Raw genomic sequence first — 21727 nt, 5'->3', positions numbered from 1 at the left:
CTCGTCCTCGCAGGTCCCGGCGGCGGTGCTCAGCGGAGGGACACCGCCGTCCACGACACCGGCGGCAGCGTCACGCGCAGCGTGCCGTCCGCCACCGTCGCCCGCAGGTTCGGCCGCAACCCGACCCGCGCCGGCCGCTCGCTGGTGTTCGCGGCGTACGGGTCCGGGTCGGACAGCGTCAGCGCCTCCTCGACGGTGCTCACGCCGAGCGCCGACACGTCCACGGAGACCTCCGCTTCCTCGACCTGCGACCGGTTCACCAGGAACAGCGCCGCCATGCCCGCGTCGACGTCGGCGGTGGCCGCGGCATCGACCAGCGGCACCGCACCGTGCTCGGCGGTGACGTGGCTCGGGGCGTCGACGTCCACGTGGAGGGCGACGCCCCGCGCCAGCCGAGAGGTGGTCGCGAAGGGGAAGAACGTCGACTTCCGCCACGCCGGCCCCTGCGGCTCGGCGGCGATCGGAGCGATCACGTTGACCAGCTGGGCCATCGAGGCACTGGTCACGCGGTCCGCATGGCGGATCAGCGACATCAGGACGTTGCCGACGACGACGGCGTCGGCCACGGTGTAGGGCTCCTCGCTGATGGCCGGCGCGACCGGCCAGTCGTCGATCCGCTTGGGCAGGCCCGACTGCACCCTCGAGGCGTACCAGACGTTCCACTCGTCGAAGGAGATGTCCATCCGCTTCGAGCTCCTGCGCACCGAGCCCACGTGGTCGGCGGTGGCGACGACCGTCTCGATGAAGTGGTCGGTGGCGGTCGCGGACGCCAGGAAGGAGTCCAGGTCGCCGTCCTTCTCCTCGTAGTAGGCGTGGCAGGAGATGAAGTCCACGTCGTCGTAGGCGTGGCTGAGCACCACCCGCTCCCACTCCCCGAAGGTGGGCATGCCGGCGCCCGACGAGCCGCAGGCGACGAGCTCCAGGTCCGGGTCGACCTGGCGCAGGGCCTTCGCGGTCCGGGAGGCGAGCTTGCCGTAGTCCTCGGCGGAGATCTGGCCGAGCTGCCAGGGTCCGTCCATCTCGTTGCCCAGACACCACATCCGCACGTCGAACGGCTGCGTGCGCCCGTTGCGGATCCGCTGCTCCGCGAGCGCCGTGCCGGAGGGCACGTTGGCGTACTCGAGCAGGTCGAGGGCCTCGAGGATGCCGCGGGTGCCGAGGTTCACGGCCAGCATCAGCTCGGCGTCGACCTTCTCCAGCCACGAGGCGAACTCGTGCAGCCCGACCTCGTTGGTCTCGGTGCTGTGCCAGGCGAGGTTGAGCCGCACGGGGCGCTCGCTGCGCGGTCCGACGCTGTCCTCCCACCGGAACCCGGAGACGAAGTTGCCCCCGGGGTAACGGACCGTCGTCACCCCCAGCTCCTTGACCAGGTCGATCACGTCCCGGCGAAAGCCGTCCGCGTCCGCCGTCGGGTGCGCCGGCTCGTGGATGCCGCCGTACACCCCGCGGCCCATGTGCTCGACGAAGGCGCCGAAGAGCCGCCGGGACACCGGACCCACCGATCGCGCCGGGTCCAGCGTGAGACGGGCGTGGAGCATCAGGTCCCCCGTGAGAGCTCGGTGGGCGGCTCGACCCCCGCCGGGCCGGACGCGGTGGGCGCCTCGAGCTGGCTGCGCAGCCAGGTGAGCTGCTCGCGCTGCTGGTGGACCTCGCCGCCCTCGTGGTCGTTGTACGGGTAGACCCGGATGTCCTTGGGGCCGCCGTAGGCGTGGTAGGCAGCGAACACCGTGGACGGCGGGCAGATCTGGTCCATCAGGGCCACGGAGAACAGCGCCGGAGCCGAGGCCAGGCGGCCGAGCACCGCGGCGTCGAAGTAGCTCAACGTCGCGAAGACGCGGTCCACCCGGTCGCGGTGTGCCTTGAGGTACCGGACGATCTCCCCGTACGGATCGCCCGGGGCGACCCGCGTAGCGCGCGGGAAGTCGCAGAGGAACGGCACGTCGGGCATGACCGCCCGCACACCGGGCGCGAACGCCGAGACGGCCAGCGCGATCCCACCGCCCTGACTGATGCCGGCCACCGCGACGCGGTCACCGTCGACGTCCGGGTGACCGCGCAGCGCCTCCACAGCCCGGACGGCGTCGGTGTAGACCCGCCGGTAGTAGTACTCCTGCGGCGACAGCACGCCCCGGGTCAGGAACCCCGGTTGCGCGGCCGCCGAGCCCACCGGGTCGCCGGTGTCCCCCACCGTCCAGCCGCTGCCCTGACCACGGGTGTCGACCACCAGCTGGGCGAACCCCGCCGAGGCCCAGAAGACGTGCTCGTGCGGCAGCCCGCGGCCGCCGTTGTAGCCCTGGTACTGGACCACCCCGGGCAGCGGCCGGTCTCCGCGCAGCGCGCGGGCGGGCATGTGCAGCCAGGCGCGCACCGGCGAGCCGCCGGCGCCGGCGAAGGACACGTCGAGGGTCTCGACGGTCGTCAGCCCGGAGTCGACCGGCGTCCAGGAGGCGTCAAGCGGCCACCGCCCCGCCTCCTGGAAGGTGGCGTCCCAGAACTCCTGCAGGTCCTCCGGCGCGGGCAGGTGCGGGGCGTAGCGCCGGAGCTCCTCCAGGGGCAGGTCGGTGTGCGGCATCAGCCGTCGCGCCGGTGCTCGACCACCGTCTCGGGGTGCAGCTGCCGCTCGAACCCGACGGTGCGGCGGCTGCCGGTGAGGGTGCACCGGAGGACCTGCCGGACGTCGGTGCTCGACGCGCCCACCCGGAGCTCCACCTCGCCCGGCTCGACGATCCGCGCGCCCTCGCGCCCGGTGAAGGAGGTGAGGTCGGCGTGCAGCCGGAAGCGCACGGTCGCCGCGCCGCCCGCCGCGAGGTCGACCCGCTGGGCGGCCATCAGCGCCTGCACGGGCCGGACCACCTCGGCGGCGACGTCGTGCAGGTAGACCTGCACCACCTCGGTGACCTCCCGGTCGGTGTCGTTGCGGAGCTCGACCTCGACCTCGGTGGTCCCGGCGGTGTCCCACTCCGCGCCGGCGCCCAGCCGGACGTCGCCCCAGATGGCCGAGCCGTACCCCAGGCCGTGCCCGAACGGGAACAGCGGCGTCGGGTCGACACTGCTCACGTCGGTGTGCCGGCCGAGAGCCGCGGCGAGGTAGGTCCCGGGCTGACTGCTGCCTGCGCGGGGGAAGCTCACCGGCAGCCGGCCCGACGGGCCGACCCGGCCGCTGAGGACGTCGGCGACCGCGGGGCCACCCTCCTCGCCGGGGAAGAAGCCGCACACCACCGCGGCGAGCCGGTCGACCTGCCGGGACAGCTCGTACGGGCGGCCGACCAGCAGGACGAGCACCACCGGGGTGCCGGTCGCCAGCAGGGCCTCCAGCAGCTCCTCCTGGCGCCCCGGCAGCCGGAGGTCCACGGCGTCGCAGCCCTCACCGGAGGTCCCGTTGCCGAACAGGCCCGCCTGGTCACCGAGGACGGCGACGCACACGTCGGCCTCGGCCGCAGCGCGTGCGGCGGCCGCGATCGCCTCGTCGTCGCCGCCCACCACCGGGCAGCCCTCGGCGACGACGACGTCGTAGGCCTCCGGCGCGGCCTTCATCGCCTCGGCGAGCGTAGGGATGTCGACGCCCACCGGCACCTCCGGGTGGTGCACGCCCACGTGCATCGGGAAGGAGTAGCAGCCGAGCATCGCCTGTGCGGTGTCCGCGCGGGGACCCACCACCGCCAACTTGGCCCCGGGGCGCAGGGGCAGTGTCCCGTCGTTGGCCAGCAGCACGACCGACCGGCGGGCGAGGTCGCCGGCCACCGCCCGGGACTCCGCGGAGTCGAGCGAGACGGCCCCGTCCAGGACCGCCGGCGAGTCCGGCGACCAGTCGGCGTCGAGCAGGCCGAGCTCGCACTTCTGCAGCAGCACCCGGCGCAGCGCCCGGTCGACCAGCGCCTCGTCCACCGCACCGCTGCGGACCGCGTCGACCAGGGGCTGGCCGTAGCAGGCCACCGTGGGCAGCTCCACGTCGATCCCGGCCTCGAGGGCGAGCGCGGCGGCCTCGCCGGGCGAGCCGGCGACACCGTGCAGGGCCTGCAGGAAGGCGATCGAGAAGTAGTCGGCGACGACCGTGCCGGTGAACCCGTAGGTCTCCCGGAGCAGTGACGTCAGCAGCGCCGGGTCCCCTGCCGAGGGCACCCCGTCGATGTCGGTGTAGGAGTTCATCACCGACCGCGCCCCGGCCTTCAGGGCCATCTCGAAGGGCGGGAGGAACACGTCGGCGATCTCTCGCGGCCCGGCGGAGACCGGGGCGAGGTTGCGGCCGGCCCGGGAGGCGGAGTAGCCGACGAAGTGCTTGAGCGTCGCGACGATGCCGCTGGACTCCAGGCCGCGGACGTAGGCGCTGCCGATCGTGCCGACCAGGTGCGGGTCCTCGCCCATCGTCTCCTCGACCCGGCCCCAACGCAGGTCGCGGGCGACGTCGAACACCGGGGCCAGCCCCTGGTGGACACCCAGCCGGCGCATGTTCTCCCCGATGAGGGCGCCCATGCGCTGCACGAGCTCCGGATCGAAGCTGGCCGCCCAGCACAGCGGGGAGGGGAAGACGGTCGCCGTCCACGCGGCCAGCCCGGTGAGGCACTCCTCGTGCACCAGCGCGGGGATGCCGAAGCGGCCGGCGGCCATGATCTGCCGCTGGCTCTCCGCCAGCCCCTTGGCCCCCACCAGCGGGTCCACCGGTGCCGTGCCGAACGGCCTGGTCAGCTGCCCGAGCCCGCTGCGGATCAGCTCCTCCCAGTCCACCGGCGCTGCGGCCATCTCGTGCTGGTGCGGGGCGACCTCACCCTCGGTCGCGTCGATGCCCACCCACACGCCGTAGAGCTGCGCGATCTTCTCCTCCAGCGTCATGCGGCGGAGGAGGTCCGCCACCCTGTCCTCAGCCCGGGTGTCCGGGTCGCGCCAGAGCGCAGGGCCGTTGTCGGCGTTCGTGACCATGCTTGCGAGAGTCCGTCCTGTGTCGTGTTCGCTGGTGCGGCGATCCGAGGAGCCGCCTGTGCTGGGGACGGCTGCGGCAGGTGCTGCGTCCGCTCCATCCTGCCCCGGCCCCGGGGTGGTGCGCGGTCAGGGGAGGGTGACCACCGGCGTCGGCGCGTCGGGCCGCAGCTGACAGGTGGCCGTGCCGCCTGCCACCGAGACCGAGTAGTCGCCGGCCCAGCCGCGCACGGCGACCCGGCCCGCACCGTCGGTCCGCAACCGGGTCGGGGCCAGCCACCAGTCCTCCTTGACCAGGCTGCGGAGGGCGTCGTACGCCGGCTTGGGTGTGCCGTCGGCGCGCACCAGCCCGGCGGGCGCGCCCAGCCAGGCGCCCCGATCGGTGATCCCCCAGTAGGTCACGGCCTGCACCGCGGGGTGGGCCAGCAGCGTCCGGTAGTGGCGGACGATGTCGTCGGCCTGCCGCTCCTCGCCCGCCGGTGTGGAGGGCCACTCGTCGACCTGGTGGTCGTTGAGGTCCACGATCTCGGGTGGCATGAGGTCGCCGGAGACCAGGGTCGTCTCGGTCCAGTGCAGCGGCAGCCCGTAGCGGGCGAACCGGTCGCAGACCTCCTGCGTCCGCTCCTCGCCCCAGTAGCCCTGGTGCATGTGGCTCTGCAGGCCGATCGCGTCCACCTGCACCCCGGCCTCCAGGACGCCCTCGATCAGGCACTCGTAGGCCGTGCCGAGGTTGAAGTCGTTGAGGACCAGCGTCGTGGCCGGGTTCGTGCCGTGCGCCTCGTCGAAGGCGAGCCGGATGGTGGGGATCCGTCCGATCCGCCGGCACAGCCGGGTGATCGCGTTCTGCCGCTCCTCGTTGGTGAACACCGGCATGATCACGACCTCGTTGATCGCGTCCCAGGTGTCGACCAGGCCGGCGAAGGAGCCGACTTCCCGCCGCACCCGTGCGCGCACGATCTCCTCGACCTCGGCGTCGGTGTGCTCCCGCAACCAGTCCGGGGCCAGCGTGTGCCAGACCAGCGGGTGGCCCTTGACCGCCACGCCCCGGTCACGGAACCACCGGGCCGCAGCCTGCAGCCGCGCGGTGTCCGGCCGGCCCTCCGCGGGTTCGAAGCCGGCCCAGTAGAAGGGCAGCGTCGCGGTGTTGAAGACGTCGAGGAACAGCTCCTCGAGCCGCCCGGCGGCGGCTGGATCGGCGCCGCCGAACACATTCTCCCGGCCCGCCCCCTGCTCCTGGTTGGCCAGCCCGACGAAGTCGAACCCGATGTTGCCGAACGCGAACTGGTGCCGGACCTGCTCGACCAGCACCTCGGTGTCCGCACAGGGGGAACCGTCCGCCCGTCGTACCGTGAGCGTGGCGTCGATCACGCGAGCCGCGTCAGCGGCAGCAGCAGGGGTCATGGTGCGAAATCGTTATCGACATCGATTGACAACGCAAGTGTCCGCTGCGACCTTCATAAACGTGTTGCACGCCACGACGGCGTGCGAAGTGACGAAGGGGTCAGACATGCGGCGTTCGGGGCGAGCAGCTCTCTCGGTGCTGTGCGGCAGCGCGGTGCTGCTGACGGCCACTGCCTGTGGTGGCGGTGAGGAAACCAGTGCAGCCGGGGGTGACGACAACACGATCACCTGGTGGCACAACTCCAACAACGAGCCCGGCCGGGGCTACTACGAGCAGGTGGCCGCGGAGTTCGAAGAGGCCAACCCGGGGGTCGAGGTCGAGGTCGAGGCCATGGCCCACGAGGACATGGTCGACCGGCTGGCGGCCGCCTTCCAGAGCGGTGACCTGCCGGACGTGTACATGGAGCGCGGCGGCGGCGAGCTCGCCGACCACGTGGAGGCCGGCCTGGTCCGCGACCTCACCCAGGAGGCCGACGAGACGATCGAGAAGCTCGGCGGCAACGTGTCCGGGTGGCAGGTCGACGGCCAGACCTACGCACTGCCGTTCTCCCTCGGCGTCGTCGGCTTCTGGTACAACACCGAGCTCTTCGAGCAGGCCGGGATCACCGAGGCTCCGCAGACGATGGAGGAGCTCTACGCGGCCATCGAGAAGCTGAAGGCCGCGGGCATCACGCCCCTCTCGGTCGGCGCGGGCGACAAGTGGCCCGCCGCCCACTACTGGTACTACACGGCGCTGCGCGCCTGCGGCCAGGACGTCCTCGAGGACGCGGTCACCAGCCTCGACTTCACCGACGAGTGCTTCGTGGAGGCCGGCGAGGTGCTGCAGGAGCTGTTGGCCACCGAGCCGTTCAACCCCGGGTTCCTCACGACCCCGGCGCAGGAGGGGGCCACCTCGGCGTCCGGCCTGCTCGCCACCGACCAGGTCGCGATGGAGCTGGCCGGCCACTGGGAGCCCGGCGTCATGCAGGGCCTGACCGAGGACGGCACGGGCCTCGGCGAGAACACCGGCTGGTTCGCCTTCCCGGAGATCGAGGGTGGCGAGGGCGACCCCACGGCACAGCTCGGCGGTGGTGACGCGTGGGCCGTCTCGACCGAGGCACCCGACGCATCGGTGGACCTCGTCAAGTACCTGCTCTCCGACGAGGTGCAGACCGGGTTCGCGGAGAACGACATGGGTCTCCCGACCAACCCGGCCGCCACGAGCGCCGTCTCCGACCCGGCACTCGCCCAGCTGCTGGAGGTCCGCGACGCGGCCCCGTACATCCAGCTCTACTTCGACACCGCCTTCGGGCAGTCGATCGGTGGCGCGATGAACGACTCGATCGCCCTGATGTTCGCCGGCGAGGCGACGCCGCAGGAGATCGTGGACGCCACCATGCAGGCCGCCGAACTGGAGAAGTGATCCACCGATGACCAGAGTGACCGCTGCGCCGGCGGCGACGTCCCCCGGCGCAGCGGTCACCCGGGGCGGCGCAGACGCCCCCCGGGTGACCGGCCGCCGCCGGAGCGGGATGCGTCGGCAGCGCCTCGAGATCCTCCTGTTCGTGACGCCAGCCCTCGCGCTGATGGCCGTCTTCGTCCTCTACCCGGTCTTCTCCGCGGCCCGGATGTCGCTCTACAGCTGGCAGGGCTTCGGCCCGATGGACGACTTCATCGGCCTGGAGAACTACCTGCGCGTGCTGACCGACGAGGTCTTCACCGACGCGGTCATGCACAACTTCATCATCGTCTTCGCCTCGATCGCGGTGCAGCTGCCGCTGGGCCTGGCGCTGGCGCTGCTGCTCAACCGCCGCATCAAGGGGCGCGGGCTGCTGCGGACGATCGTCTTCGTCCCGTACGTGCTGGCCGAGGTGATCGCCGGCGTCGTGTGGTTCCAGCTGCTGCAGCCCCGCACCGGGATCCTCGAGCGGACCCTGTCGTCGATCGGGATCCCGGTCCCCGAGCAGGGCTTCCTGGGCACACCCGACCTCGCGCTGGCCACCGTCTTCGTCGTCCTGACGTGGAAGTACCTCGGCCTGGCCGTGCTCCTCTTCCTCGCCGGGCTGCAGGGCGTCCCCGACGAACTGCACGAGGCCGCGCAACTCGACGGCGCCTCGTGGTGGCAGGTCCAGCGCCGCATCGCCGTCCCGCTCCTCGCGCCCACCATCCGCACCTGGGTCTTCCTGTCGATGATCGGCTCGCTGCAGCTGTTCGACATGGTCTGGATCCTCACCGGCGGTGGCCCGGCGAACGCCACGACCACGATGGTCACCTACCTGATCAGCATGGGCACCCAGCGCAGCAACTACGGGATCGCGGGCGCGGCATCCGTGGTGCTCTTCGTCATCGGCTTCGTCATGGCGCTGGCGTACCAGGCCCTGGTGCTGCGCCGCGACACGAAGGCCGACGCATGAACCGGGCCCAGCACGGACGACGAGGAGGACGGCGCTGATGGCACGGCGAGCGAACGCGTACGGGCGAGGCGGCCCGTTGGTCTACCTGATGGCGCTGGTGGTCGTGGCGGCCACGCTGGGGCCGGTGCTCTACGGCGCCCTCGGCGGCTTCCGCAGCAACGCCCAGTTGGCACGCGACCCCGCCGGGCTGCCCGACCCGTGGGTGTTCAGCAACTACACCAGCGTCTTCAGCAGTTCGGCCTTCTGGCAGTACACGCTCAACTCGACCGCGATCGCCCTCATCACCACGGTGGTGGCGGTGCTCGCCGGTGTGATGGCCGCCTATCCCCTGGCGCGCTACCAGTTCAAGCTCCGGGAGCCCCTGTTCCTGGTCTTCGTGCTGGGTCTGCTCTTCCCGGCCGCGGTGGCCATCATCCCGCTGTTCATCCTCGTGACCCAGGACCTGGGGCTCGGCGACACCTGGTGGGGCGTCGCCCTGCCGCAGGCGGCGTTCGCACTGCCGGTCACGGTCGTCATCCTGCGGCCGTTCCTGGCGGCGCTGCCCAAGGAGCTGGAAGAGGCGGCCATGCTCGACGGCGCGACCCGCGTCGGTGTCTTCTGGCGCATCGCGGTCCCGCTGTCGATGCCGGCCCTGGTCACGGTCGGGGTGCTGGCCTTCGTCACCTCCTGGAACGCCTACCTCCTCCCGCTGCTCCTGCTGCGGGACGAGACGCGCACCCTGCCGCTGGGCGTGGCCGACTTCTCGACCCAGTACTCTGCCGACACCGCGGGGGTGCTGGCGTTCACCACCATCGCGATGATCCCGGCGCTCGTCCTGTTCCTCGCGATGCAGGGGCGGATCGTCAGCGGGCTCCAGGGCGCGGTCAAGGGATGAGCCGGGCACCCGGTGCCGGTCCCGGACCAGGAGAGGGTGGTCGGTGAAGCTCGACTCGACGCCGGACGACGTCGTCCCGGGCCTGCTCGTGGGCGCGGGCGCGGGTACGCGCGTCCCCACGCCCCCGTTGCGCGGCAGGGTGACGATGCAGCAGGTCGCCGCAGAGGCCGGCGTCTCGATCTCGACCGTGTCGAAGGTGATCAACGGGCGGTACGGCGTCTCGACGGAGACCGTCGACCACGTCACCCGGGTGATCGACCGGCTCGGCTACGAGGCGAGCCTCGTCGCCCGCAGCCTGCGCAACCGTCGCACCAACGTCGTCGGCGTGCTCGTCATGGACTTCGAGCCCTTCAGCACCGAGGTCCTCAAGGGCGTGGCCGACGCCGTCCACGGCACCGGGTACGAGTTGATCGCCTACTCAGCCGGTGGTCACGAGGAGGCCCGGGAGGGCTGGGAGCGGCGCTCGCTCACCCGGTTGATGGCGACCCTGGTCGACGGTGCCGTGCTGGTCACGCCGACGGTCACCGACGTGCAGGCCGACGGACCGGTGGTGGCGGTCGACCCGCAGGCCGGGCCGTCGGCACTGCCTGCCGTGGCCGCGCACAACCTCCAGGGCGCCCGGCTCGGGGTCGAGCACCTGATCGAGCTCGGGCACACGCGGATCGGCATGATCACCGGTCGCTCGGACCTGATGTCCGCGCAGCAGCGGGAGCAGGGCTACCGCGAGGCGATGGCCGCCGCGGGACTGTGCGTCGACCAGGCGCTCGTGCGCTCCGGCGGGTTCGAGCCGGGACTCTCGCGCGTGGCGGCTCGTGAGCTGCTGTCTGGCACCGATCGACCGACCGCGGTGTTCGCGGCGAACGACCTCTCTGCGCTGGCAGTGCTGGAGGTCGCGCGGGATCTCGGCATCGACGTGCCCGGTCAGCTGTCGGTCGTCGGCTTCGACAACATCCCCGAGTCGGTGCTCGCCGAGCCCTCGTTGACGACGGTGCAGCAGCCGATCCGTCGGATGGGCCAGGAGGCCGCCGAGATGCTCCTCGCCCTGATCGCCGGGGAGGACGTGCACGACCTCGACCGGACCCTGGACACCTCGCTCGTGCTGCGCTCGTCCACCGCTCCGCCGGTGCAGGTCCGCTGACCGGTCCGCCTCCACCCCGGTGGAGGTCACGCCCGCTCTGATGCCGGGCCACACACGACTGCGGCCGCCGACCCCAATGGGTCGGCGGCCGCAGTCGTGTGTGGCGGACCCTCCTGCGTGGCGCGGGCAGGAGGGCGTTCCCTCAGAGGCCGACGAGCTCGTGCAGGGCGCCGGCCTCGGTACGGGTGAGCTTGCGGATCGTGCCGCTGCGCATCCGGGCCAGTTCGATCGGGCCGATGGCGGTACGGGTCAGCCGGTTGACCGGGAGCCCGACCTCGTCGAGCAGCCGGCGCACGACGTGCTTGCGGCCCTCGTGCAGCACGACCTCCACGACCGACTGCCCGGCGTGGGTGTCCACGACCTGGAACGAGTCGACGACGACGGCGCCGTCCTCCAGCTCCACGCCCTTGCGCAGCCGGCGGGTCACCTCCCGCGACACCGAGCCGCTGACCTGCGCGAGGTAGGTCTTCTTCACCTCGTACGAGGGGTGCGCCAGCCGGTGGGCCAGCTCGCCGTCGGTGGTGAGCAGCAGCAGGCCCTCGGTGTCCTGGTCCAGCCGCCCGACGTGCACCAGCCCGGTGGCCAGGTCGCCCATCATGTCGCCGACGGTGGGCCGCCCGCGGTCGTCGCTCATCGAGGTGATGACGCCGAAGGGCTTGTTCATCGCGTAGGTGACCTTGTCGTTGCGGATGTCGATCCGCCGGCCGTCAACGGCGATGACGACGCTGTCCGGGTCGACCCGCTTGCCCTGGACCCGGACGACCTGGCCGTCCACCGAGATCCGGCCCTGGTCGATCATGTCCTCGCACACCCGGCGGGAGCCGACCCCGGCCCGGGCGAGGACCTTCTGCAGCCGCTCGCCCTGGGCGTCGTCGTCGGGCTCGGTCGGCCCGGCGTCCCGGGGGTGCGCCGGGGCGAGCTCCATGTCCTCGGACCAGCCCTCGCCGCCGGAGGTGGTGGGCGTGTCGTCTGCAGTCGTGTCCATCTCCACCAGTCTCCCACCTGGGCAGTGCCCGCTCGACCACACCCGGCAGGGCGTCGCGCTGCTCAGGCGTCGGGGTGCTCGTCCACCATCGCGCCGGTGTCCGGCAGCAGCGGGGCGAGCTCGGGCAGCTCGTCCAGCCCGGTGAGTCCCAGACGCTCGAGGAACAGCGGGGTCGTCACGTACAGGCCGCCGCCGGTGTCCGGGTCGGAACCGGCTTCCCGGATGAGCCCGCGGGAGACCAGCGTGCGGACGACGGCGTCCACCCCCACCCCGCGGATCGCCGACACCCGGGCCCGGGTCACCGGCTGCCGGTAGGCGATGACGGCGAGGGTCTCCAGCGCCGCCTGGGTGAGCCGGCTGCGCTGGCCCTCCAGCAGGTGGCGTTCCACGACCGAGGCGTGCTCCTCCCGGGTGTAGAGCCGCCAGCCCTCCCCCACCCGGCGCAGCGTGACGCCGGCCCGCCGGCCGTCGTAGTCGGCGGCGAGCGCGGTCAGCTCCGCCCGCACCCGGGCGACCGGGCAGCGCAGCGCCGCGGCCAGGGAACCCTCGTCGATCGGGGAGTCGACGACGAACAGCAGCGCCTCCAGCCCGCCGCGCAGCGCAGCCGGGTCCAGCTCCCCGTCCACCGGCGCGTCGACGGCGGGTGCCACGGCCTCCTCGACCGGCGCCTCCGGCTCGGGGACCACCTCCAGCTCGACCGGGGGCGCGGCCGGTGCCCGGCCCAACGGACCGGCCGGGTCGGGAGTCAGGTCGGGAGCGAGGTCGGGACCGGGGACGTCGACGGTCGGCGCGCCGACGGGGGTGCCGAGATCGGCGGCCAGCTGGGCGGCCACCTGCCCCCAGCCCGCGGCGAGAGCCTCCTCGTCGTGCTCCTCGAGGGTCGCGGCGAGCTCCGCGGCGACGGCGTCCCAGGAGAACGGCGTCGCCGGCGCCTGCTCCGCGGCCGCTGCCTCCTCCGGCTGGACCTCCTCCGGCTGGTCGCTCATCCGTACTCCTCCAGGTGTTCGGCGGTGTCCGCGTCGATCTCGTCCGGCAGCCGGCCGCCCACCAGCTCCGGCCCGGTCCAGCGCACGTGCAGCTCCCCCAGCGGCGCGACCTGGTCGAAGGTCACCAGCTGCTGGCGGTACAGCTCCAGCAGCGCCAGGAACCGGGCGACGACCTCTAGGGTGTGCGCACAGTCGCTGCTCAGCGCCCGGAACGTCGCCGTCCCCGCGGTGGCGATCCGGCTGCGGACCAGCAGCAGCTGCTCGGTGACGCTGACCGCGGGGGCGTGCAGGTGGGAGACGCTCACGGTCGGGGGCGGCTTGGGCACCAGCGCCTCGTGCGCGATGGCGGCGAACTGCTCTGGCGTCACCCCCAGCAGCACCTCGGGCAGCAGGTCGGCGAAGCGCTGCTCCAGGTCGGCGTTGCGGGGGAAGCGGCGGGCCGCCTCGGCCTCCCGGCCGCGGAGGAACTCCGCCGCCCGCTTGTAGGCCCGGTACTGCAGCAGCCGGGCGAACAGCAGGTCCCGGGCCTCCAGGACGGCGAGGTCGTCCTCGTCCTCCACGTCGGCGGCCGGCAGCAGCCGGGCGGCCTTGAGGTCCAGCAGGGTGGCGGCGACGACGAGGAACTCACTGGCCTGGTCCAGATCGAGTTCGTCGCCCAGGGCCCGCAGGTGGGCGATGAACTCGTCGGTGACGGTGGACAGCGCGATCTCGGTGACGTCGAGCTTGTGCTTGCCGATCAGCTGGAGCAACAGGTCGAACGGGCCCTCGAAGTTGGTCAGCCGGACGGTGAACCGCCCGTCGCCGACCTCCCCCGTCGTCATCCGGCCAGCCTACGGCCGCGTCCGGGCGTTGATCATCGGCGATCGGCTGCCCGACACGCCGGGCGGGGCAGCCACTCGCCGATGATCGACGGCGCCGCCCCTCAGTGCTTGCGGAGGCGGCGGACGAGGACGGAGTTCTCGCCGTGCACCTCGAGGTCGTCCAGCAGGACGGCGATCGCCTCCCGGACGATCCGGCCACGGTCGGTGGCCACGCCGTGCTGGCCGCGCAGGGTCAGCCGGGCGGTCTCCAGCGCGAGCAGCTCGTCGGCCGAGCAGTAGACGGTGATCTTCTCCTCGTGCCGGGTGCGCCCCTTCTCGGTGCGCGCCCGGGTCTGCTGCGGCCGGAGCGGCGCGGCCGCCGGCATCGTGGCGCGGTGCGCGGCCAGCTCGTCGACCACGATGCGGGGCGCACCGCCGGCCACGTCGGGCACCAGCGCGAGCGGGGCGGGCTCGGCGGGGGCCGCGGGGTGGCCGTCGTCGGCCCGCGAGCCGTTGGAGCGCAGTGCGGGTGAGGACTGGGTGGCGGCGAGGGTCGTCAGCTCGGTGACCGGCGCCGGCTGCGCCGCCGCCGACGTGTCGGTCATCCGGAACAGCTCGGAGGCACCCGGGAGCACAGGCCGCCGCGTCACAGGGCGAGCACCTCCTTGGCGAGGTCGCGGTACGCCGCAGCGCCGGAGGACGTGGGGGCCCACTGGGTGATCGGCTGACCGGCGACAGTGGTCTCCGGGAAGCGGACCGTGCGGGAGATGACGGTCTTGAAGACGGTGTCGCCGAAGGCCTCGACGACCCGGCTGAAGACCTCCCGGCAGTGCACGGTCCGGGTGTCGTACATCGTGGCGAGGATCCCGGAGATCTCCAGGGACGGGTTGAGCCGCTCCTTGACCTTGTCGATCGTGTCGACGAGCAGCGCCACCCCGCGCAGCGAGAAGAACTCGCACTCCAGCGGGATGATGACGCCCTGCGCGGCGGTGAGCGCGTTGACGGTCAGCAGCCCGAGGGAGGGCTGGCAGTCGATGAGCACGTAGTCGTAGTCCTGGCGCACCGCAGCGAGCACCCGCATCAGGGTCTGCTCGCGGGCGACCTCGCTGACCAGCTGCACCTCGGCGGCGGACAGGTCGATGTTGCTGGGCACCAGGTCCAGCCCGGGGATGCCGGTGGCCACCCGGACGTCGGCCAGCGTGGTCGCCGGCTCCATCAGCGCGTTGTAGATGGTGCGGTCCAGCCCCTGCGCCGGGACGCCGAGCCCCACGGACAGGGCGCCCTGCGGGTCCAGGTCGACCAGCAGCACGCGGCGGCCCTGCTCGACGAGTGCAGCACCGAGGTTGATGGTCGACGTCGTCTTGCCGACCCCGCCCTTCTGGTTGCACATCGCGATGATCTGCGCCGGCCCGTGGGAGGTGATCGGCTTGGGGTCGGGCAGCTTCCGCTGCCGGGCCTTGGCAGGGTCGACGCGGCTCGTCGGGATGCCCATCTCGGCGTCGCCCGCCGGGGCCCCTCCGCGCGGGAGCGCGACGGCGGAGGCCGCCGCCTCGGCTCGTCTCGACGACATCGCTTCTGCCTCTTCCCTGGACTGTGCGGACCGCGGCTCCCGGTCGGGGGCACGGCGGGGAACGCGCACTGCCAGCAGGGGGAAGCCGCCGGTCCGTTCTCCCACCCCTCTTCTCGGCAGCCCCGCCGCCGACCGTGACCACTCAGGGCAACTTGTCGACAAGTGGTCGCTGCGCCCTCCCCACCGGGCCGCGGCCTGCCGGCGCGATCGGGCTGGGCGCTGCCTCCGCGGGCACGAGACAGCCCTCGGCCCGGTCTCGTCGCCACGGCGACGGGGGTGGGGTCAGCGCAGCGCGCGGGGGTGGCTGGTGGCGTAGACCTCGCGCAGCCGCTCGACGGTGACCAGCGTGTAGACCTGCGTCGTCGTCACCGAGGCGTGCCCGAGCAGCTCCTGCACGACCCGGACGTCGGCGCCGCCGTCGAGCAGGTGGGTGGCGAAGGAGTGCCGCAGCGTGTGCGGGGACAGCTCGGCGGAGATCCCGGCCCGCTCGGCGGCGTCCCGCAGGATCGACCAGGCGCTCTGCCGGGACAGCGGCCCACCGCGGGCGTTGAGGAACAGCGCTCCCCCGCGGACGCCGGACCGGCCCTTCTCCGCCAGCGCCGGGCGGGCCCGCACCAGGTAGTCCTGCACCGCCGTGACCGCGTAACTGCCGACCGGGACGACGCGCTCCTTGCCACCCTTGCCGGCCAGCCGCACCGCCGCGGACGACAGGTCGAGGTCGTCGACGGCCAGCCCGACCGCCTCGGAGATCCGGGCGCCGGTGCCGTAGAGCAGCTCCAGCAGCGCCCGGTCGCGGAGCCCTCGTGGCCCCTCGACCGACGCCGCCGCGCTCAGCAGCGCCTCGACGTCGGTCACCGGGATCGCCTTGGGCAGCCGCCGGGCCGGGGCGGGTGGGCGCACCTCCGCGGCGACGTCGTCGCTGACCAGCCCGTCGAGCAGGGCGAACCGGTGCAGCCCACGGACGGCGACCACCGCCCGCGCCGCCGAGGTCGCCGACAGCGGCGGGTGGTCGTCGTCGCCGGTGCGGAGGGCGACCAGGAACGCGGTGACGTCGGACTCCCCCACCTCGCCCAGCCCGCGCACCCCGCCGGCGGCGAGGAACTCCGCGTACCGGCGCAGGTCGCGGCGGTAGGACGCGATGGTGTTGGGGGCCAGCCCACGCTCGACGGTCAGGTGGTCGAGGTAGCCGGTGACCGTGCGATCGACGGCGGGGCCCGCACTCGTGGCGACCGTCAGGACAGCACCTCCTGCCACGGCACGCTGGGCAGCGCATGGGCGTCGGCGACGCCGGCGTGCACCAGCTGCCCGCCGGCGACGTTCGCTCCGCGGGCCAGCACCGGGTCGGCGGCCAGCGCGGCCGCCGTCCCGGAGTTCGCCAGCGCCAGCACGTACGGCAACGTGACGTTGGTCAGCGCGTAGGTGGAGGTGTTCGGCACCGCGCCGGGCATGTTGGCCACGCAGTAGAAGACCGAGTCGTGGACGGCGAAGGTCGGGTCGTCGTGCGTGGTCGGCCGGGTGTCGGCGAAGCAGCCGCCCTGGTCGACGGCGATGTCGACCAGCACCGAGCCGGGCTTCATCCGGGAGACCAGCTCGTTGCTGACCAGGGTGGGCGCCTTGGCGCCGGGCACCAGGACGGCGCCGATCACCAGGTCGGCCTCCAGCACCGCCCGCTCGACCTCCAGGGCGTTGGAGGCGACGGTCTGCAGGTGCCCGCGGTACAGCCGGTCGGCGGCACGCAGCTTCTCCAGGTCCCGGTCGAGCACGGTGACCTGGGCCTGCATGCCCAGCGCGATCGTGGCCGCGTTCATCCCGGACACCCCGGCGCCCAGGACGACGACCTTCGCCGCGTGCACGCCGGACACGCCGCCGAGCAGCACGCCGCGGCCACCGGAGGCCCGCTCCAGCGTGTGTGCCCCCACCTGCGGGGCCATCCGGCCGGCGACCTCGGACATCGGGGCCAGCAGCGGCAGCGCACCGCCCTCGGTCTGCACCGTCTCGTAGGCGATCGCCGTGGTGCCCGCGCCCAGCAGCGCGTCGGTGCACTCCCGGGAGGCGGCCAGGTGCAGGTAGGTGAAGAGGGTCTGGTCGGCGCGCATCCGGCCGAACTCCTCGGCGATCGGCTCCTTGACCTTCAGCAGCAGGTCGGCGGCGGCCCAGACGTCGTCGGCGGTGGACAGGATCTTCGCGCCGGCGGCGGTGAAGTCGGCGTCGGGGATGGATGAGCCGACCCCGGCGTCGGCCTCGACGAGCACCTCGTGCCCGGCGGCGACCAGCTCGGTCACCCCGGAGGGAGTGAGCGCGACCCGGTACTCGTGGTTCTTGACCTCTCGGACGACTCCGACCCGCATCTGCACTGACTCCCGGTCTCGGCAGCCGGCCACCGGGGTGTCGGTGGTGCCACCGCGTCTGGGCGGCCCGGTCGGGGCCCACCTCGGCCGGAGTGTAGGCACGGACGGCGCCCGCAGTGTGTCAGCGGCCACGTCCGGCCGGTCGCCGGGTCACCCGACCCGGTCGTCGTACGCCGCCCGCTGGGCGAGCACCTCGTCCATGTGCAGCTGGGCCCACGCCTTGAGCCCGCGGATCGTCTCGTAGAGCGAGAGGCCGAGATCGGTCAACTCGTAGGAGACGGTGACCGGCACGGTCGGCGTCACGGAGCGGGTGAGCAGTCCGTCCCGCTCCAGGGAGCGCAGCGTCTGGGTGAGCATCTTCTGGCTGACGCCGGCCAGCTGGCGGGAGAGCTCGGAGTACCGCATGGCCCGGGGCTCACCGCTGCACGGGCCGCCGTCGACGAACGGGCCGCCGGTGCCGAGCGCGGCCAGGACGAGCGTCACCCACTTGTCGGAGATCCGGTCGAGCAGCTGGCGGCTCGGACAGCCCGCCAGGAACGCGTCGTAGTCTGCCTTGCTCCGGGCCTTCTGCTGGGCGGCCGTCATCGTCGTCACGTGCTGTTCCCCTTCCCCCTGGGTGCCCTACGCACTTCCAGGTGCCTGCTTCCCGTCAGAGAGCGCGACGACCACCCTGCTCGGTGGAGCCGTTCGGCACCACCCCCCTCACCCAGAAGGCAGGACATGAGCACGCTCTCCCCCACGCTCCCCGGCGGCAGCTGGACCCTGGGCGACCTGACCGTCACCCGGTTCGGCTACGGCGCCATGCAGCTCGCCGGCCCCGGGGTCATGGGCCCGCCGGCCGACCACGACGGCGCCCTCGCCGTCCTCCGTGCGGCGGTCGACCTCGGCATCACCCACATCGACACCAGTGGTGCCTACGGGCCGCAGGTCACCAACCAGCTGATCCGCGAGGCCCTGGACCCCTACCCCGAGCAGCTGCACGTCGCGACCAAGGTCGGCGCGACCCGCGACGCCCAGGGCGGCTGGCCGACGGCCCGGGAGCCCGCGGACGTCCGCCGCCAGGTGCACGGGGACCTGGAGACCCTCGGGCTGGAGGTGCTCGACCTGGTCAACCTGCGGATCGGGAACGCCGCGGGCCCCCAGCCCGGCTCGCTCGCGGCGGCGTTCGAGACGCTCGTCGAGCTGCAGCAGCAGGGGCTCGTCCGGCACCTGGGCGTGAGCAACGCGACGGCCGAGCAGGTGGCCGAGGCCCGGTCGATCGCGCCCATCGTGTGCGTGCAGAACATGTACAACCTCGCCGCCCGCACCGACGACGAGCTGATCGACGCCCTGGCCGCCGACGGCATCGCCTACGTGCCGTTCTTCCCGCTCGGCGGCTTCACCCCGCTCCAGTCCTCGGCGCTCTCGGCCGTCGCCACCCGGCTGGACGCGACGCCGATGTCGGTGGCGCTGGCCTGGCTGCTGCAGCGGTCGCCGAACGTCCTGCTGATCCCCGGCACCTCGTCGACGGTGCACCTGCGGGAGAACGTCGCCGGCGCGGGGCTCCAGCTCTCCGCCGAGGACCTGGCCGAGCTGGACGCGATCGGCCGCTGACCGGAGGAGCCGGTCAGGCGTCGGCCGGTCAGGCGCCGGCCGGGCTCCGCAGCACCCCGTACCGGACGCAGACGAACTCGCCGTTGCGCGCGCACTCCCGCACCTCGAGCTCGACCCGGCGCGGCAGCAACGGCGCTCCGCTGCCCAGGGTCACCGGGGCGATGGCGACCACCACCTCGTCCAGCAGACCGTGGTCGGCGAACTGGCCGGCCAGGTCCCCGCCCCCGACGACCCAGACGTCCCTGTCGCCCGCGGCCTCCCCCATCGCCGCGTGCACCCGGGCCGGGTCGTCGGCGGTGAACCGGAGGTCGGCCCCGGGCGGTGGCGTGAGGTCGCGGTGGGTGAAGACCCAGGTGGGCTGATCCGGCAGCCAGTCGGGATCGTGCTCCCGGACCCAGAGGTAGGTCGTCGCCCCCATGGCCACGGCGCCGATCCCGGTGATGAAGCCGTCGTACCCCATCGGCCCGTCGGCGTCGTTCTCCCGGCTGAGCAGCCAGTCCAGCGAGTGGTCGACGGTGGCGATGAACCCGTCGAGGGAGGTGGCGGTGTAGTAGACGGTGCGGGTCATGCGTTCCTCCTGCTCAGCCAGTCGATCGGGTCGCCGGCGTCCACCTCGACGCCGGCCGCGCGGAACCAGTGCCGGGCCAGCTGCCGGCGGTACGCGGAGAAGGTGAGCACGTGGGCGACCACGCTGCCCACCACGAAGGTCTCCGGCGGCTCGCAGAGCGCGTCGACCAGCCGGTCGCCCCAGGCCCCACGCCGGGACACCTCTCGCACGAAGGCCAGCCACCGGGGGGCGGCGCGGTCGTGCCGGGCCAGCAGCGTGGCGGGGTCGTCGGCTCCGTGCGCCGGGGAGTCGGCGCCCTCGACCGCGGCGAGCCAGACCTCCGTGGCCCACACCAGGTGGTCCAGCACGGCGGCCAGCGACTCGTCCGGACCGTCCCAGGGCAACACCTGGAGACCGGGCGCGCGGGGCCGCCGGTACTCGTCCTCGGGCACGCCCGTCGCGAGGTCGAGCAGCGCGCGGGTGTCCTCCAGGGCGTGGTGCACCAGCAGCGCGGTGACCTCGTCGCCGCCGCGGGACCCCTGCTCGCCGGTCACCCACAGCGAGGTGGGCGGGTGGAAGTGGACGCCGTTGGGTGCGGGGAGCCAGTGACCGTCACGGGTGCGCGCGGTGCACGACTGTCCCGGGGGACGGCCGTAGGCCCGGTGGAACGCCCGGCTGAACCCCTCCACGGACTCGTACCCGGCCGAGAACGCCACCTCGGTCACGCTTGCCCCGCCGGCCAGCTGCCAGGCCGCGCGCTCCAGCTCCACCCGCCGGCGCAGCGCGACCGGCGGCTCCCCCGCTCCCCGGGCCACCTGCCGGCTGAAGTGCCAGGGCGAGGCGAACGCGTCCCCGGCCATCTCGCCGAGCGTGCGGTTGTCCTCGTCCAGCACGGCGTCCAGCAGCTCGCGGAGCCGGTCGCGCCCGGTGGGCACCTGGTCCGACGTCATGGGAGGAGTCTGTCCGCCGCCGCGGCGGTCGCGCCCGACCGTTCTTGCTCGGATCGCCGTCCCGGCCGCGGTGACGCACCATCCCGGGGACCCACTGCGCCGCGAACACCCGGAGCTGCCCGATGCGCCTGTACGCCGACCGTCCTGAGCACCGCACCCGGCAGCTGGCAGCCGACCTGGGGCTGGTGGCCTGGGCGGTGCTGTGGGTGCTGGTCGCCCGGGCGGTGCACGGTGCGGTGCTGGTCCTGGCCGAGCCGGGCCTGGCGGTGGCCGACCTCGGCCGGTCGATCTCGGACTCGATGGGGACGGCGGCCGGTGTCGCCGGCGGGATGCCCGTGGTCGGCGACGAGCTGGCGGCCCCCTTCGGATCGCTCAGCGAGGCCGGGGGCTCGGTGACCGGCGCCGGGCAGGACGCCTCGGACGCCGTGCACACCCTGGCCACCGTGCTCGCCGTCGTGCTCGTGCTGCTGCCGGTGGGCTGGCTGCTGCTGCGCTGGCTGCCCTGGCGACTGGGCTGGCTGCGCGAGGCCCGGGCGACCGACCGGCTGCTCGACGGGGTCCCGGACCTCGACCTGCTGGCCGCCCGGGCGATGGCCACCGCCCCGCTCCCGCAGCTGGCCCGCCTGCCGGCCGGCACCGGGGCCGGCTGGCGGGCGGGCGACCCGGCCGCGCTGCACGCGTTGGCCAGGCTGGAGCTCGAGCGACTCGGTCTCCGTTCGCCCGCCCCGCCCCTCAGCTGACGGAGGTCAGCTGAACGGAGCCCTCTCGGTTCGCCGGCGCTCCCTGCGATGCTCCCGGCGTCAGCTGACGGTGTAGCCGCAGGCCGCGACGGCGGCGGCGCAGACGTCCTCGTCCTGCTGGCCGGTGCCGCCACTGCCGCCCAGCGCGCCGAGCAGCGTGCCGTCGGAGTACACCGGCACGGCGCCGGTCTGCGGGGTGAACTTGCCGCCGGTCATCGTGGTGATCGCCGAGGCGAAGTTCGGCATCGGCTCCATCTTCGCCTTCTGGGCGGCGCTGGGAGCGCCGTAGGCGGCCGCCGTCCACGCCTTGCCCTGCGCGACGTCGGCGGAGATCCACGGCGCGCCGTCCATCCGGATGAGCGCGACGAGGTGGCCGCTGGGGTCCATCACGGCGAAGGACATCGGGACGCCGAGCTTCGTCGACTCCTCCCGCGCGGCCTGGAGCAGGGACAGGGCCTGGTCATGTGTCAGCACCGGGCCACCATCGCCCG

21 protein-coding genes are annotated in these 21727 nt (G+C 73.3%); 6 read left to right on the top strand and 15 right to left on the bottom strand.

Annotation, left to right across the window (positions count from 1 at the left end; genetic code table 11):
• Window positions 1-29 precede the first annotated feature (29 nt).
• The 4 genes from arfA to O2V63_RS07815 form a co-directional block, all read right to left on the bottom strand.
• Window positions 30-1538, bottom strand: coding sequence for an arabinosylfuranosidase ArfA (gene arfA / locus O2V63_RS07830; protein WP_269166986.1), 1509 nt, complete (start codon window positions 1536-1538; stop codon window positions 30-32).
• Window positions 1538-2572 (bottom strand): acetylxylan esterase, encoded by a 1035-nt coding sequence (locus O2V63_RS07825; RefSeq protein WP_269166985.1) that lies wholly within the window; start codon window positions 2570-2572, stop codon window positions 1538-1540. The genes arfA and O2V63_RS07825 overlap by 1 nt, the downstream gene beginning before the upstream one ends.
• Window positions 2572-4914: a glycoside hydrolase family 3 N-terminal domain-containing protein gene (locus O2V63_RS07820; protein WP_269166984.1), complete on the bottom strand. Its 2343-nt coding sequence runs from the start codon at window positions 4912-4914 to the stop codon at window positions 2572-2574. The genes O2V63_RS07825 and O2V63_RS07820 overlap by 1 nt, the downstream gene beginning before the upstream one ends.
• Window positions 4915-5040: 126 nt before the next feature.
• On the bottom strand, window positions 5041-6312 hold the full coding sequence (locus O2V63_RS07815; protein WP_269166983.1) for an endo-1,4-beta-xylanase: 1272 nt from the start codon (window positions 6310-6312) through the stop codon (window positions 5041-5043).
• A 106-nt stretch (window positions 6313-6418) separates the two neighbouring features.
• Between O2V63_RS07815 and O2V63_RS07810 the strand changes: the two genes are divergently transcribed.
• The 4 genes from O2V63_RS07810 (at window position 6419) to O2V63_RS07795 (ending at window position 10717) form a co-directional block, all read left to right on the top strand.
• Window positions 6419-7714: an ABC transporter substrate-binding protein gene (locus O2V63_RS07810; protein WP_269166982.1), complete on the top strand. Its 1296-nt coding sequence runs from the start codon at window positions 6419-6421 to the stop codon at window positions 7712-7714.
• Between the two features lie 142 nt (window positions 7715-7856).
• Window positions 7857-8705 carry a carbohydrate ABC transporter permease gene (locus O2V63_RS07805; protein WP_269166981.1) on the top strand — a complete coding sequence of 283 codons (849 nt, stop codon included), beginning with the start codon at window positions 7857-7859 and terminating at the stop codon, window positions 8703-8705.
• A 37-nt stretch (window positions 8706-8742) separates the two neighbouring features.
• The gene (locus tag O2V63_RS07800) at window positions 8743-9579 is read left to right on the top strand and encodes a carbohydrate ABC transporter permease (protein ID WP_269166980.1); all 837 of its coding nucleotides are present in this window, start codon (window positions 8743-8745) and stop codon (window positions 9577-9579) included.
• A gap of 43 nt (window positions 9580-9622) precedes the next feature.
• Window positions 9623-10717 (top strand): LacI family DNA-binding transcriptional regulator, encoded by a 1095-nt coding sequence (locus O2V63_RS07795; RefSeq protein WP_269166979.1) that lies wholly within the window; start codon window positions 9623-9625, stop codon window positions 10715-10717.
• Window positions 10718-10859: 142 nt separating this feature from the next.
• Here the strand turns inward: O2V63_RS07795 and O2V63_RS07790 are convergent, their stop codons facing one another.
• The 8 genes from O2V63_RS07790 to O2V63_RS07755 form a co-directional block, all read right to left on the bottom strand.
• Window positions 10860-11702, bottom strand: coding sequence for a pseudouridine synthase (locus O2V63_RS07790; protein WP_269166978.1), 843 nt, complete (start codon window positions 11700-11702; stop codon window positions 10860-10862).
• 62 nt (window positions 11703-11764) lie between these two features.
• A complete protein-coding gene (gene scpB / locus O2V63_RS07785; RefSeq protein WP_269166977.1) occupies window positions 11765-12688 on the bottom strand; it encodes an SMC-Scp complex subunit ScpB in 924 nt (307 codons plus the stop codon).
• Window positions 12685-13509, bottom strand: a complete 825-nt coding sequence (locus O2V63_RS07780) for a segregation and condensation protein A (protein ID WP_269166976.1) — start codon at window positions 13507-13509, stop codon at window positions 12685-12687. The genes scpB and O2V63_RS07780 overlap by 4 nt, the downstream gene beginning before the upstream one ends.
• Window positions 13510-13610: 101 nt before the next feature.
• Entirely contained in the window at window positions 13611-14093 is a 483-nt protein-coding gene (locus tag O2V63_RS07775) for a hypothetical protein (RefSeq protein ID WP_269166975.1), read from the bottom strand.
• A 41-nt stretch (window positions 14094-14134) separates the two neighbouring features.
• Entirely contained in the window at window positions 14135-15058 is a 924-nt protein-coding gene (locus O2V63_RS07770; protein WP_269166974.1) for a ParA family protein, read from the bottom strand.
• A gap of 282 nt (window positions 15059-15340) precedes the next feature.
• On the bottom strand, window positions 15341-16312 hold the full coding sequence (gene xerD, locus O2V63_RS07765; protein ID WP_269166973.1) for a site-specific tyrosine recombinase XerD: 972 nt from the start codon (window positions 16310-16312) through the stop codon (window positions 15341-15343).
• Window positions 16291-17406, bottom strand: a complete 1116-nt coding sequence (gene ald, locus O2V63_RS07760) for an alanine dehydrogenase (protein WP_269166972.1) — start codon at window positions 17404-17406, stop codon at window positions 16291-16293. Before ald ends, xerD begins: the two co-directional genes overlap by 22 nt.
• 150 nt (window positions 17407-17556) lie before the next feature.
• On the bottom strand, window positions 17557-17991 hold the full coding sequence (locus tag O2V63_RS07755; RefSeq protein WP_269167897.1) for a winged helix-turn-helix transcriptional regulator: 435 nt from the start codon (window positions 17989-17991) through the stop codon (window positions 17557-17559).
• A 135-nt stretch (window positions 17992-18126) separates the two neighbouring features.
• Between O2V63_RS07755 and O2V63_RS07750 the strand changes: the two genes are divergently transcribed.
• On the top strand, window positions 18127-18999 hold the full coding sequence (locus tag O2V63_RS07750) for an aldo/keto reductase family oxidoreductase (protein ID WP_269166971.1): 873 nt from the start codon (window positions 18127-18129) through the stop codon (window positions 18997-18999).
• 28 nt (window positions 19000-19027) lie between these two features.
• On the opposite strand, the gene O2V63_RS07745 is transcribed toward O2V63_RS07750, so the two are convergent.
• Window positions 19028-19567, bottom strand: a complete 540-nt coding sequence (locus O2V63_RS07745) for a dihydrofolate reductase family protein (RefSeq protein ID WP_269166970.1) — start codon at window positions 19565-19567, stop codon at window positions 19028-19030.
• Window positions 19564-20496: a helix-turn-helix domain-containing protein gene (locus O2V63_RS07740; protein WP_269166969.1), complete on the bottom strand. Its 933-nt coding sequence runs from the start codon at window positions 20494-20496 to the stop codon at window positions 19564-19566. Before O2V63_RS07740 ends, O2V63_RS07745 begins: the two co-directional genes overlap by 4 nt.
• Before the next feature lie 122 nt (window positions 20497-20618).
• On the opposite strand from O2V63_RS07740, the gene O2V63_RS07735 reads away from it, so the two are divergent.
• A complete protein-coding gene (locus O2V63_RS07735) occupies window positions 20619-21236 on the top strand; it encodes a hypothetical protein (RefSeq protein ID WP_269166968.1) in 618 nt (205 codons plus the stop codon).
• Between the two features lie 60 nt (window positions 21237-21296).
• On the opposite strand, the gene O2V63_RS07730 is transcribed toward O2V63_RS07735, so the two are convergent.
• Window positions 21297-21710 (bottom strand): GlcG/HbpS family heme-binding protein, encoded by a 414-nt coding sequence (locus O2V63_RS07730; protein ID WP_269166967.1) that lies wholly within the window; start codon window positions 21708-21710, stop codon window positions 21297-21299.
• Window positions 21711-21727 lie beyond the last annotated feature (17 nt).

This window comes from Modestobacter sp. VKM Ac-2977 (assembly GCF_026968045.1).
Classification (GTDB): domain Bacteria; phylum Actinomycetota; class Actinomycetes; order Mycobacteriales; family Geodermatophilaceae; genus Modestobacter.
The sequence above is the reverse complement of the archived record's forward strand: the minus strand, read 5'-3'. Positions and strand labels throughout refer to the sequence as shown.

Coding starts and splice junctions, on each gene's coding strand:
- O2V63_RS07825 (WP_269166985.1), bottom strand. CDS start 2,572: ATGCCGCACACCGACCTGCCCCTGGAGGAGCTCCGGCGCTACGCCCCG.
- O2V63_RS07740 (WP_269166969.1), bottom strand. CDS start 20,496: ATGACGTCGGACCAGGTGCCCACCGGGCGCGACCGGCTCCGCGAGCTG.
- O2V63_RS07810 (WP_269166982.1), top strand. CDS start 6,419: ATGCGGCGTTCGGGGCGAGCAGCTCTCTCGGTGCTGTGCGGCAGCGCG.
- O2V63_RS07755 (WP_269167897.1), bottom strand. CDS start 17,991: ATGACGGCCGCCCAGCAGAAGGCCCGGAGCAAGGCAGACTACGACGCG.
- O2V63_RS07820 (WP_269166984.1), bottom strand. CDS start 4,914: ATGGTCACGAACGCCGACAACGGCCCTGCGCTCTGGCGCGACCCGGAC.
- O2V63_RS07780 (WP_269166976.1), bottom strand. CDS start 13,509: ATGACGACGGGGGAGGTCGGCGACGGGCGGTTCACCGTCCGGCTGACC.
- ald (WP_269166972.1), bottom strand. CDS start 17,406: ATGCGGGTCGGAGTCGTCCGAGAGGTCAAGAACCACGAGTACCGGGTC.
- O2V63_RS07800 (WP_269166980.1), top strand. CDS start 8,743: ATGGCACGGCGAGCGAACGCGTACGGGCGAGGCGGCCCGTTGGTCTAC.
- O2V63_RS07790 (WP_269166978.1), bottom strand. CDS start 11,702: ATGGACACGACTGCAGACGACACGCCCACCACCTCCGGCGGCGAGGGC.
- O2V63_RS07745 (WP_269166970.1), bottom strand. CDS start 19,567: ATGACCCGCACCGTCTACTACACCGCCACCTCCCTCGACGGGTTCATC.
- O2V63_RS07815 (WP_269166983.1), bottom strand. CDS start 6,312: ATGACCCCTGCTGCTGCCGCTGACGCGGCTCGCGTGATCGACGCCACG.
- O2V63_RS07770 (WP_269166974.1), bottom strand. CDS start 15,058: ATGTCGTCGAGACGAGCCGAGGCGGCGGCCTCCGCCGTCGCGCTCCCG.
- O2V63_RS07750 (WP_269166971.1), top strand. CDS start 18,127: ATGAGCACGCTCTCCCCCACGCTCCCCGGCGGCAGCTGGACCCTGGGC.
- arfA (WP_269166986.1), bottom strand. CDS start 1,538: ATGCTCCACGCCCGTCTCACGCTGGACCCGGCGCGATCGGTGGGTCCG.
- O2V63_RS07735 (WP_269166968.1), top strand. CDS start 20,619: ATGCGCCTGTACGCCGACCGTCCTGAGCACCGCACCCGGCAGCTGGCA.
- scpB (WP_269166977.1), bottom strand. CDS start 12,688: ATGAGCGACCAGCCGGAGGAGGTCCAGCCGGAGGAGGCAGCGGCCGCG.
- O2V63_RS07775 (WP_269166975.1), bottom strand. CDS start 14,093: ATGACCGACACGTCGGCGGCGGCGCAGCCGGCGCCGGTCACCGAGCTG.